This window comes from Pseudomonas sp. TE9122 (assembly GCF_056278925.1).
Map to the genome: position 1 here is coordinate 2391882 of NZ_JBWBQI010000001.1, position 11460 is coordinate 2403341.

The 11460-nt window shown below is 61.3% G+C and carries 10 protein-coding genes; 1 reads left to right on the top strand and 9 read right to left on the bottom strand.

Annotated elements, in window-relative coordinates; translation table 11 throughout:
- Window positions 1-2232, top strand: coding sequence for a 1,4-alpha-glucan branching protein GlgB (glgB, locus tag ACZ9BE_RS10885; protein WP_457263240.1), 2232 nt, complete (start codon window positions 1-3; stop codon window positions 2230-2232).
- Window positions 2233-2348: 116 nt separating this feature from the next.
- Here the strand turns inward: glgB and ACZ9BE_RS10890 are convergent, their stop codons facing one another.
- The 9 genes from ACZ9BE_RS10890 to ACZ9BE_RS10930 form a co-directional block, all read right to left on the bottom strand.
- Window positions 2349-3401 (bottom strand): autotransporter outer membrane beta-barrel domain-containing protein, encoded by a 1053-nt coding sequence (locus ACZ9BE_RS10890; RefSeq protein ID WP_476249390.1) that lies wholly within the window; start codon window positions 3399-3401, stop codon window positions 2349-2351.
- Window positions 3402-3780: 379 nt separating this feature from the next.
- Window positions 3781-4563 carry an endonuclease/exonuclease/phosphatase family protein gene (locus tag ACZ9BE_RS10895; protein ID WP_056786852.1) on the bottom strand — a complete coding sequence of 261 codons (783 nt, stop codon included), beginning with the start codon at window positions 4561-4563 and terminating at the stop codon, window positions 3781-3783.
- 214 nt (window positions 4564-4777) lie between these two features.
- A complete protein-coding gene (locus ACZ9BE_RS10900; protein WP_375123672.1) occupies window positions 4778-5536 on the bottom strand; it encodes a PIG-L deacetylase family protein in 759 nt (252 codons plus the stop codon).
- Between the two features lie 178 nt (window positions 5537-5714).
- Complete coding sequence (locus ACZ9BE_RS10905; RefSeq protein ID WP_095179947.1) at window positions 5715-6374, bottom strand: glycosyltransferase family 2 protein; 660 nt, start codon at window positions 6372-6374, stop codon at window positions 5715-5717.
- Window positions 6371-6970, bottom strand: coding sequence for an SAM-dependent methyltransferase (locus ACZ9BE_RS10910; protein WP_056785814.1), 600 nt, complete (start codon window positions 6968-6970; stop codon window positions 6371-6373). The genes ACZ9BE_RS10905 and ACZ9BE_RS10910 overlap by 4 nt, the downstream gene beginning before the upstream one ends.
- Window positions 6967-7725, bottom strand: a complete 759-nt coding sequence (locus tag ACZ9BE_RS10915) for a PIG-L deacetylase family protein (RefSeq protein WP_258708163.1) — start codon at window positions 7723-7725, stop codon at window positions 6967-6969. Before ACZ9BE_RS10915 ends, ACZ9BE_RS10910 begins: the two co-directional genes overlap by 4 nt.
- Entirely contained in the window at window positions 7722-8720 is a 999-nt protein-coding gene (locus tag ACZ9BE_RS10920; protein ID WP_041480984.1) for an acyl-CoA dehydrogenase family protein, read from the bottom strand. Before ACZ9BE_RS10920 ends, ACZ9BE_RS10915 begins: the two co-directional genes overlap by 4 nt.
- Before the next feature lies 1 nt (window position 8721).
- A complete protein-coding gene (gene glgX / locus ACZ9BE_RS10925) occupies window positions 8722-10881 on the bottom strand; it encodes a glycogen debranching protein GlgX (RefSeq protein ID WP_041480983.1) in 2160 nt (719 codons plus the stop codon).
- A 239-nt stretch (window positions 10882-11120) separates the two neighbouring features.
- Window positions 11121-11459, bottom strand: coding sequence for a DUF2934 domain-containing protein (locus ACZ9BE_RS10930; protein ID WP_095179950.1), 339 nt, complete (start codon window positions 11457-11459; stop codon window positions 11121-11123).
- Between the last annotated feature and the right edge of the window lies 1 nt (window position 11460).

Below are 11460 nucleotides of genomic sequence, written 5' to 3' on the forward strand. Positions count from 1 at the left end.
ATGAGTTTCTCGAACAAGGAACAGGGTGTGGTAAAGGAAGCATTGTTACCCTCGGCGCGCGACATCGATGCTTTGGTGCGCGCTGAACATCAGGACCCGTTTTCCATTCTCGGCCCGCACGGCGATGGCGCCGGCGGGCAGTTCATCCGTGCCTATTTGCCAGGTGCGCTGAGTGTGACGGTGCTGGACAAGGACAGCGGCGAAGAGCTTGGCCCGCTGGAGATGACCGAGACGCCGGGGCTGTTTGTCGGCCATTTCGATCAGGCGCGACCGTACCTGTTGCGCACGCGCTGGGCCGGTGGCGAGCAGGTTGCCGAAGACCCGTACAGCTTCGGCCAGTTGCTCGGCGAGATGGATTTGTATCTGTTCGCCGAGGGTAACCACCGCGACCTCAGCGCCTGCCTCGGTGCGCAGCTGAAGACCGTTGATGGCGTGGACGGTGTGCGCTTTGCCGTGTGGGCACCGAATGCCCGCCGTGTTTCGGTGGTCGGCGATTTCAACGTCTGGGACGGCCGTCGCCACCCGATGCGGCTGCGTCATCCGTCCGGTGTCTGGGAACTGTTCATCCCGCGTCTGCAAGCGGGGGAGTTGTATAAGTACGAAATCCTCGGCGCCCACGGCATTCTGCCGCTCAAGGCCGACCCGATGGCACTGGCCACCAGCCTGCCGCCGGACACCGCTTCGAAAGTTGCCTCGCCCCTGCAGATCGACTGGCAGGATCACGACTGGATGAGTTCCCGTCAGGATCGCCAGCAGCGCTCCAAACCTCTGTCGATCTACGAGTTGCACGCCGGTTCCTGGCAGTGCGAGCTGGATGATCTCGGCGAGGTCGCGCGCCAGTACACCTGGCCGGAACTGGCCGAGCGCCTGATTCCATATGTCAAAGAGCTGGGTTTCACCCACATCGAACTGATGCCGATCATGGAGCACCCGTTTGGTGGTTCCTGGGGCTATCAGTTGCTTTCGCAATTCGCGCCGAGTGCGCGTTATGGCACGCCGGATCAGTTCGCCGAGTTCGTCAACGCCTGTCACCAGGCCGACATCGGGGTGATTCTTGATTGGGTGCCGGCGCATTTCCCCACCGATACCCATGGTTTGGCGCAGTTCGACGGCACCGCGCTGTACGAATACGGCAACCCGCTGGAAGGCTTCCATCAGGATTGGGACACGCTGATCTACAACCTTGGTCGCACCGAAGTGCACGGTTACATGCTGGCCTCGGCGCTGCACTGGCTGAAACACTTCCATATCGACGGCCTGCGTGTCGATGCGGTGGCTTCGATGCTGTACCGCGACTATTCGCGCAAGGCTGGCGAATGGGTGCCGAATCGCCACGGCGGTCGGGAGAACCTGGAGGCCATCGACTTCCTGCGGCATTTGAACGACGTGGTTGAGCTGGAAGCGCCGGGTGCGCTGGTGATTGCCGAAGAGTCCACCGCCTGGCCCGGCGTCAGTCAGAGCACCCAGCAGGGCGGTCTCGGGTTTGCCTACAAATGGAACATGGGCTGGATGCACGATTCGCTGCATTACATCCAGCAGGATCCGGTGTACCGCGCCCATCACCACAACGAGTTGAGCTTTGGTCTGGTCTACGCTTGGTCGGAACGATTCATCCTGCCGATTTCCCACGACGAAGTGGTGCACGGCAAGCACTCGTTGATCGACAAGATGCCTGGCGATCGCTGGCAGAAGTTTGCCAATCTGCGCGCCTATCTGAGCTTCATGTGGACGCATCCGGGCAAAAAGCTTTTGTTCATGGGCTGCGAGTTCGGCCAATGGCGCGAGTGGAACCACGATCAGCAGCTGGACTGGTACCTGCTGCAGTATTCCGAGCACAAGGGCGTGCAGAAACTGGTTGGCGATCTCAACCGGCTGTATCGCGAAGAGCCGGCGCTGCACGACCAGGACGATGCGCCGCAGGGCTTCCAGTGGTTGATTGGCGACGATGCGATAAACAGCGTTTACGCGTGGTTGCGCTGGAGCAAGGATGGCTCGCCAGTGCTGGTGGTTGCCAACTTCACCCCGGTACCGCGCCAGGCGTATCGGGTCGGCGTGCCGTTTGCCGGGCGCTGGACCGAGCTGTTCAACAGTGACGCCGACATTTATGCCGGCTCCAACTATGGCAATGGCGGCGGAGCGTTGACCGAAGAAGTGCCAAGCCATGGTCAGTCGTTGTCGCTGGAACTGAACCTGCCACCATTGGCGGTGTTGATCCTCAAGCCGCACGGCTAGCACCTGTGGGAGCGAGCCTGCTCGCGAAGGCGCCATGTCAGTCAACGATGATGTTGAAGGTGGCACCGCTTTCGCGAGCAGGCTCGCTCCCACAAGGTTCTTCAGCGTTCAGCAGATTACCAACGCATCCGCACTCCAAGGCTGCCGATAATGCCGTTCAGATCATTGTCATCCACATCGCTGCTGTAATCGGCGCTCATGTACAGGCTTACCGCCGGTGTGACCCGCGCCACCAGACCCAAACCCAATTCAACTGTCGATGATTTGCGGCTGCTGCTGATCTTGTCGACCTGATCGAGCGTCACCGTGCTGCCGGTGTACACCGTGTGCCAAAGGTTGGTGCGCACGTAGGGTTCAACAGGCAACCCGTTCAAGTCATAACTGCCTTTCAATCGCGCACCGACACGGCCACTCCACGCGGTCAGGTCGGTCGACGAGGCGTTGCCCGAGCCTGCATAAGGCGCGTCGAGGCTGATGCGCTGGTTGATCAGTTGCGCCTGTGGTTCGACCACCCAGTTGTCACTCAAGCCGATCGGATAACCGCCTTCAACGGAAAAGGTCATCGCGTTGCCTTCGGTGGCTTGCCGATTGCCTTGTGGGCTCCGACTGAAACCGCTGACCCGACCGCCACTGGCCGACAGGTCGACGTGCCAGCCCTGCGCGCCGACCAGGCTGTAATAGGCGCCAAGGCTCTGGCCTTGCAGGTTGAGACTGTCAGTGTTGCGGTCGGCGAGGGCACGTCGGGTCAGTGCACCAGTAGAATTCAGCTGGACCTGATTGTCGCCACCTATGAGACCAAGGGTCTGGGTAGTCCCGTTACCGCTTTTCAACGTGAGCACGGCGGGACCTTTGAACTCGCCACCGGCCAGCGCATAACCGGTAGAAAGTGCGTCGGTCTGTGCTTGCCGAGCGCTTTTGCCGTACAGCTCGTCCCAGGCAGACGGGGCAAGATCTTCGGTGATCAGGCGCGAACTCTGCTGACTCAATGGCAGCGGTCCGGGCGTTATCACGGTCACTGGCAAGGTCATCACAGGGACATCGGCGCGATACCACGCGCGTTCATCCGCCGAAAATTCCGCATGCGCCTCCATGGACGAGCACAGCAACAGCGAACCTGACACTGTGCAAAAGGTGATTTTCAATTCATGTGGGGTCAGTGAAGTTTTCATGGAGGTCTACCTTGCAAGCGCATGCGTCATCTCGAGTTTGGCGTCTCTCCTACCCCGAACGAGGGGCGACCGAATAGAGCGGGGCGAACCGCGGCTGCTCGATTTCGCGAGTGCCGGAAGGTCAGCCCCAGTAGTGATTCCGGGGGTAGTAAGGTAGAGATAAGAAGAGCGATGCTCGCGCGTCAAGAAAATGCACGATGAATGGCGCGCTTAAATCAGCAACCGCAAGCGTTTGTTTTTCTGCACATAACTAAGTGCTTGTTTGCATGGAAAAACGCTTGCGAAGGGTGCATCTGACGGTTTTTTGCCGCCGACGAAAGGTCCTTCCGAGCGGTTATTGCCGGAACGACCTGTCATTGGATGGCTGTCAAAAATGCAGCTAGAGGTGCACTTCAACCGCCAAGGGAAGATGATCCGACAAATGCGTCCATGGCTTGTTGCCGAGAATCCTTGGATCGTGGCTACTGGCATTGCGCAGGTAAATCCGGTCCAGGCGCAACAGCGGGAAACGCGCCGGATAGGTTTTCGCCGGGCGCCCATGATGACGTTCAAAAGCTTCGTGCAAATAGTCGCGACGGGCGAGGGCGGCGTTGCCCTGCAACTGCCAGTCATTGAAATCACCGGCAATGATCACCGGCGCATCGTCGGGCAGTGATTCAAGCAACTGGCAAAGCAGCTGCAACTGCAATTGCCGATGGCTCTCCAGCAGACTCAAATGCACACAGATCGCGTGCACCTCGGCATGCCCGGGCACATCAAGAATGCAGTGCAACAGGCCGCGCCGTTCAGGCCCGGTGATCGACACGTCGAGGTTGCGGTATTCGCGGATCGGGTATTTCGACAGCAGCGCGTTGCCGTGGTGGCCGTCGGGGTAAACGGCGTTGCGGCCGTAGGCAAAATCGCTCCACATACTGTCGGCGAGGAATTCGTATTGCGAGGTCTGCGGCCAGTCGTTGTAGCGACTCGAATGGCGTTCGTGTTCACCCACCACTTCCTGCAGAAACACCAGATCGGCCGAGGTACTGCGCATCGCTTCGCGCAGCTCCGGGAGAACGAACCGCCGATTCAGCGCGGTGAAGCCCTTGTGGGTGTTGACCGTGAGTACCCGCAGGCGATGAATGACTGGCGCGTCGACCACTTGACGCTTGGGATCGCTGGACACGTTCACTCCTCTGATTTGGGCCATGCCTGTTCATGCGACTGGTTTGAGGGGGTGGCAGTTCCTTACAGAAATGTCTGATCGTACACAGGACTCTGTGGGAGCTGGCTTGCCAGCGATGGGGCCAAATCAGCAGTATCTCTATTGCCTGATACACCGCTATCGCTGGCAAGCCAGCTCCCACAGGATTTCACGGTGTCAGAGGGATCTGTGGTGCTTAGACAAAGACGATTTCATACGGCAAGCGCATCCGCTCCAGCAGCACCGGGGGCAGCAGCGGGGCGATGCCGATGGCCGGTTCGCCCTTGAGCTGGCTGGCGTAGGCGTGGGTGGCGTGGCTCTTGCGCGCTACGGTCCAGGTGTCGAGACGCAGCTTGCGCGCGCGTTCCCAGGGAATCATGCGCTGCTCGCGCTCCGGCCAGTGCCAGGCCCACACCGGCACATCGTGATAGGTCGCCCCGGCCTTTTGCGCCGCGTCGAAACTGGCGCGGCCGACCACTTCATGATCCGGCGGGCCATCCTTGCGCCAGGTACTGAACACTACGTCGCCCGGTCGCAGGTAGCGGCCGATGAACTCGGTGAGCTGGCTTTGCTGATCACTCAGTGCGTTGTCGGTAAAGCCGCCGCGCACCCACTTCAGGCTGTGCATGGGCAGGCCGAGGCGGCGCAGGGCTTCGACGCTTTCCTGCGGGCGGAATACACTCAGGCGTTGTTCCGACCATTGCCGCGAGCCGGGGTGGCTGGCGCTGCCGTCGGTAATCGAGAGCAATTGCAGTGGATGGCCAAGGCTGGAAAGCAATTGCAGCAGACCGCCGCAGGTGACCACTTCATCGCCCGGATGCGGGGCGATGACCACGGCGCGGGCGCCGGCGGGAACCAGGCTGTGGGTGTTGATGACGGGAATATTGTCGAGTTGCGGCGCGCTGTTCCAGATCTGTGCTGGCAGGCCGTGTTCGTTGATCAATGACGATTTCATGAGTGCGACGTCCTTGTGGTATCTCGCCCTCAGTCGTGAACAGCCAACGCTGATCGCGGCCCGTGAAGGCAAATGAATAGCAACGGTGCAGTGCTCCAACCCTTGGATTACTGCGAGGCAGAGTATTGCTCAAGACAGCCGATTCGTCGCGTCACAGATCGATCTGATCCGTATTTTTTTATTCCAGCTGTGCCAGATTGCGCAGAAAGTCACCGAATCCGCCCTTGGCCCGACTGTCCAGACGGGCGCTGGTGTGCACTTGCGGACGGTGGCTCCAGGCGATATTCGCACCGCTGCGCTCCAGCGCACGCACCAGTTGCACGTCCTCGTCACAGGTCAGCGGTTTGAAACCGCCGGCCAGGCGATAAGCCTCGGCGCTGACACCGAGGTTGGCGCCGTGAATGTGTCGATGGCCATCGCGGGCCTGATAATGGCGGTGATAGCGAATCTGCGCCGCTTCATCGATCGATTCGTGCCAGTGCTCGACGGTCACCGTGCCGCACACTGCGTCCGCCTCCAGTCCCAGTTGCGCCGCCAGCCAGTCATCGGCGACGCGGCTGTCGGCGTCGGTACAGGCTATCCAGCGGGCACCGCGCTCAAGCAGCAGTCGCGCACCGGCGGCTCGGGCTTCGCCGACGTTGCGTGCGTCGATCTGCAGGCTCAGCACCGGATAAGCGCTGACAATCTGCGCCGAGGCGTCGCTGCAACTGTCGAGCACCACCAGGATTTCCACCGGCTCGCCGGCCAGTTGCCCATGCTGGCTGGCCCGCAGGGCGGCGCGCAGGCATTCATCGAGCAGCGCTTCTTCGTTGTGTGCAGGAATCACGATACCGATCAACGCAAGCCCTCCAGTGCCGCCACCGAGCGTGGCTCGCGGCTCCACAGTTCGAGAATGAAATCCGCTTCCTGATGCAGCACCAGACGCGGCAAAGCCAATTGATCGTGGATCTGATCGTGGACCTGACGTGCATTCAACGGGCAGCCCTCGATCGGCGGGCGCCAGTGGCAGGCCAGCAATTGGCCGTCGGCGGTCAGTGACTCACTGATCCGGCGGATCATTTCTGTCAGATCTTTTTCGTCGAGGTAGTAGCCGATTTCGCTGAATACGATCAGGTCGAATTTTTCCTCCGGCCAGTCAGCCGGAAGGCGGCCCTGACGGACTTCGGCATGCTCGAACACGCTCAAGCGAGTACGCGCCAGCTTCACTGCCGCGCTCGCCGTGTCGCAGCACAACAGGCGGTCGCAGCGCGGAGCCAGTTCTGCACTCAGTTCGCCGTTGGCGCAACCCGGTTCGAACACCGACCTGTAGCGCGGACGCGGCAGGGCGGCGAGGGTGATCGCGCGTTTGCGCTGCTCGTACCAGCGCTGGCGGAACGCCCATGGATCGTCGTTGCCAGCGAACAGGCCGTCGAAATAGCGGTCATCGACGCTCACAGGAACACCACTTCAAAAGGTTGCAGCAAACGATCAAGCACATAGGGCGCAAGCACCGGCCCGAGCCCGACGTCGCGGTCGCCTTCCAACTGGCTGGCGAACGCGTGGGCCGCGTGGCGTTTGCGCGCGATGTGCGTGGGTGACAGAAGAATCTTGCGCGCGCGTTCCCATGGCACCGAGACGTCTTCCGGGGTTGCCCAGTGCCAGGTCCAGACCGGAAGTTCATGGCAGGTCGCACCAACGCGTCGCGCCGCTTCGACACTGGCGCGGCCGACGGCCTCGTGATCGCTGTGACCGTCCTGGCGCCAGGTAGTGAAAACCACATCACTGGCGTGCAGATAACCGGCGATGAATTCGCTCAACCCGGTTTCCTGAGCCGCCACTTGGGTGTCGGTAAACCCGCCGCGCAGCCATTTCAGGCTGTGCATCGGCAAGCCGAGGCGGCGCAGAGCTTCGGCGGATTCCTGCGGTCGCACCACGCTCAAGCGTTCGACCGTCCAGCGTTGCGAGCCGGGGTGACTGGCGCTGCCATCGGTAACCGAGATCAATTGCAACGGCCGTCCGGCTGCCGCCAGCAACTGCATGATGCCGCCGCAACCGAGCACTTCGTCATCCGGATGCGGCGCGATGATCACCGCCCGCGAACCCAGCGGTACCAGGTCAAGAACGTCGATGGCGGGCAGTTCGGCCAGACGCCGCGAACCCTGCCATTGCTGCAGTGAAGTGCCCTGGCCGACGATCGGGTTGTCCTTCATAACGCCCAGACCTCGCAGGATTGACCGGCAATCCGCTGGCCCAGCGCAGCAAGGTCGCGCTCGGCGTGACTCTGGCGCAGAAACACCGGCAAGTCGGCACTCAGTCGCGCAAAATGCCGATCCTGACAAAACGGCCCGGCACCCAGCGCCCGCCCGACTTCACGCATGACCTGTTCGGCAGACTGTTCGACCACCGCGCGGGCGCGACGGGCCAGCAGTTCAGCGTCAGCCTCAGGCTGCGCATCGATTTGCAACGCGCTGAAGCGCAACACGTCGGCCGCTGCTTGCAGTGCTGTGTCAGTCGCACCGAGATGGGCGAGGGCGTGCGGTTCATCGCGTTGCGCGCAATGCTGACGCAGCCCTTCGGCAATCCGCCGTGAAGCGCCGTACCAGCAAGCCGCGATACCGATCCCGCCCTGCCAGAACCCCGGCCGTTGCAGGTAATCACCGGGGTTGCCAATGGCCTGCGCTTCGGCGTTTTCAAACAGCACTTCGACGCTGCCGGTGGCCGCCATGCCCACGGCTTGCCAGCCCTGATCGGTGATGGTCACACCGGGTTGATCGAGTGCGACTGCAACCAATTGCTGCTGATCATCAGCGTCCCACGCAGTGAGCAAGGCGTGGCTGAGCACCGCCGCGCCAGAGCACCAGGCCTTGCGCCCGTTCAGCGTGACCATATGCCCGGCCGGCGTGACTTTGACCCGCGCCTGCGGCGGTTCGGCAGCCCACATACCCCACGTGCTGCCTGGGGTTGGCGTGCCGCCCAATTGCTCGATGATCGCCAGCGCGTCGGTATGGCCTTCGTAGAGTTTGCACAGCCCCAGATCGTGTCCGCCCACCTCCGATAGACGCTGAAAGCGCTCCAGCGTGTGACCGCTGCCGGGCAACGGCAAGCGGTCGAGACCGGCCTCGACCATCGCCCGCAGGCAACGGCCGAGGGCATTGGTGTCGGCGTAATCTGGCGGACGGCGGGCCAGATAATGTTGAAAGTCCATATCAATCTTCTTCGTCGCGTTGCAGTTCGAACAACAGCAACGAACGCCCGGTCACCGAATACTCGTGGCCGAATTCGAAGCGTTCCTGGCCGCGAATCGATGGCTGATTGGTGTCGATCATGCAGGTCCAGAAGCCGCCGTCCGGCACTTCTGGCAGCGTGAAGTTGACGATGTCGTGGTGGGCGTTGACCACCAGCAGCAGCGTCGCGTCGGCGCCTTTGCGACGGATGCCGGTTTCCTGCGCGCGACCGTCGAGCAGCATGCCGAGGCAGCGATTGTGCGCATCGTGCCAGTGCTCGGTGGTCATTTCGGTGGCGTCCGGTGCCAGCCAGGTCACGTCCTTGACGCCGATATCTTCGTTGTACTCGCCGACCAGGAAGCGTCCACGACGCAGGATCGGATAAGTCAGGCGCAGCTTGATCAGGCGTTTGACGAACTTGAGCAGGGCCTTGCCGTCCTCGCTCAGGTCCCAGTTGACCCAGCCAATCTCACTGTCCTGGCAATAGGCATTGTTGTTACCGTCCTGGGTGCGGGCGAACTCGTCACCGGCGACGATCATCGGCGTACCTTGGGCCAGCAGCAGGGTGGCGAAGAAATTGCGCATCTGCCGGTGGCGCAGAGCGTTGATTTCCGGATCGTCGGTCGGGCCTTCGACGCCGTGGTTCCACGACAGGTTGTTGTTGCTGCCGTCCTGATTGTTTTCGTCGTTGGCTTCGTTGTGCTTGTCGTTGTACGAGACCAGATCGTTGAGGGTGAAACCGTCGTGCGCGGTGATGAAGTTCACCGACGAATACGGCCGGCGCCCACGCTGGTTGAACATCTCCCCGGAAGCGGTCATGCGGCTGGCGAAATCGGCGAGCTGGGCGTCGTCACCTTTCCAGAACGCACGCACGGTGTCGCGGAACTTGTCGTTCCACTCAACCCAGCCCGGCGGAAAGTTGCCGACCTGATAACCGCCGGGGCCGCAGTCCCAGGGTTCGGCGATCATTTTCACCTGACGCAGCACCGGGTCCTGACGGCAGGCGACGAGGAAGCTGTGGCGCTCGTCGAAACCATCGTGGTAACGGCCAAGAATGGTTGCCAGGTCGAAACGGAAACCGTCGACGTGCATCTCGCTGGCCCAGTAGCGCAGGGAGTCAGTGACCATTTGCAGCACGCACGGGTGACTCAGGTCCAGGGTGTTACCGGTGCCGGAGTCGTTGATGTAGTAGCGCTTGTCGTCGGGCATCAAGCGGTAGTAGGAGGCGTTGTCGATACCGCGCATCGACAGGGTCGGGCCTTGCTCGTTGCCTTCGGCGGTGTGGTTGTAGACCACGTCGAGAATGACTTCGAGATTGGCATCGTGCAGGTGCGCGACCATTTCCTTGAATTCGGCAATCTTGCCGCTGGCCAGATAACGCGGGTCCGGGGCGAAGAACGCGATGCTGTTATAGCCCCAATAGTTGGTCATGCCCTTTTGCAGCAGATGCTGATCGTTGACGAAGGCGTGAATCGGCAGCAGTTCGACAGAAGAAACACCGAGCTTGCGAATGTGCTCAAGCACGTCGTCGACCATCAAGCCGCCAAAGGTGCCGCGCAGGTTTTCCGGCACCGAAGGATGACGCATGCTGATGCCGCGCACGTGGGTTTCGTAAATGATGGTCTTGTCCCACGGCACGCTGACACGATGGTCGTTGCCCCAGGTGTGGGCCGGGTCGATAACCTTGCACTTGGGCACGAACGGCGCACTGTCACGCTCGTCGAAACTGAGGTCAGCGTCGGGGTGGCCGATGGTGTAGCCGAACAGCGCCTCCGACCATTTCAGCTCGCCGACCAATTGTTTGGCGTAAGGGTCGATCAGCAGTTTGTTGTGGTTGAAACGGTGACCATTGGCCGGGTCATAAGGACCATAAACGCGGTAGCCGTAGATCAAGCCAGGATGCGCATCCGGCAGGTAGCCGTGGTAGATCTCATCGGTGTATTCCGGCAGCTCGATGCGTTCGAGTTCGACTTCGCCGGCATCGTCGAAAATGCACAGCTCAACCTTAGTGGCGTTGGCGGAAAACAGAGCAAAGTTCACCCCCAGACCATCCCAGGTCGCACCGAGCGGGAAGGGCAGGCCTTCACGGATTCTCGACGGCTCGGCGTGCGCAGCGGGTTCGGCTTTCTTTGGACGGGTCATGATTGCTCCTGCAAAAAAACGGGACAGTTCAGGCAATGAGATTTCCTGGTGGGAGCGAGCCTGCTCGCGAAAGCGTCGGTACATTCGACGTTTTCACCAACTGACCTAGCGCTTTCGCGAGCAGGCTCGCTCCCACAGGGTGGTGTGTTTTGCCCCAAGAAGGGCTTTCTTCGGGGCGCAAGAACCCCTTGTGGCGAGCACGCTCGCCACACAGTCATTCAGTTCAAAAATGGATCGGGTCAGTTCGCCGGAGGCTTCTTCGCGGCTCGCGGCTTTTTCTCGGCAGCCTTTTCGCCCGGCGGGACTACTTTGGCCGTGGCCGCAGGCTTGGCTTTCGCCGCTGGTTTGGCTTTGGCGGCTGCCGGTGTCTTGCCGTCGGTGCTTTTCGCTGTTGCCGCTGTAGTCTTGCCAGCCACTTTGCTGCCAGCCGCTTTTGGTGGCTTCTTGGGTGCCAGCGCTTCGGCCTCGGCCAGCTTGCGCGCCATTTCCCAATGACGTTCTTCGTGGCCTTCAGGTTTCCCTTCCGACTCCCAGATCTGATAGGCGAATTCGCGAATGCGTTTATCGTCGGTGCTCATC

Coding starts and splice junctions, on each gene's coding strand:
- glgB (WP_457263240.1), top strand. CDS start 1: ATGAGTTTCTCGAACAAGGAACAGGGTGTGGTAAAGGAAGCATTGTTA.
- ACZ9BE_RS10890 (WP_476249390.1), bottom strand. CDS start 3,401: ATGAAAACTTCACTGACCCCACATGAATTGAAAATCACCTTTTGCACA.
- ACZ9BE_RS10900 (WP_375123672.1), bottom strand. CDS start 5,536: ATGAAATCGTCATTGATCAACGAACACGGCCTGCCAGCACAGATCTGG.
- ACZ9BE_RS10915 (WP_258708163.1), bottom strand. CDS start 7,725: ATGAAGGACAACCCGATCGTCGGCCAGGGCACTTCACTGCAGCAATGG.
- ACZ9BE_RS10920 (WP_041480984.1), bottom strand. CDS start 8,720: ATGGACTTTCAACATTATCTGGCCCGCCGTCCGCCAGATTACGCCGAC.
- glgX (WP_041480983.1), bottom strand. CDS start 10,881: ATGACCCGTCCAAAGAAAGCCGAACCCGCTGCGCACGCCGAGCCGTCG.
- ACZ9BE_RS10930 (WP_095179950.1), bottom strand. CDS start 11,459: ATGAGCACCGACGATAAACGCATTCGCGAATTCGCCTATCAGATCTGG.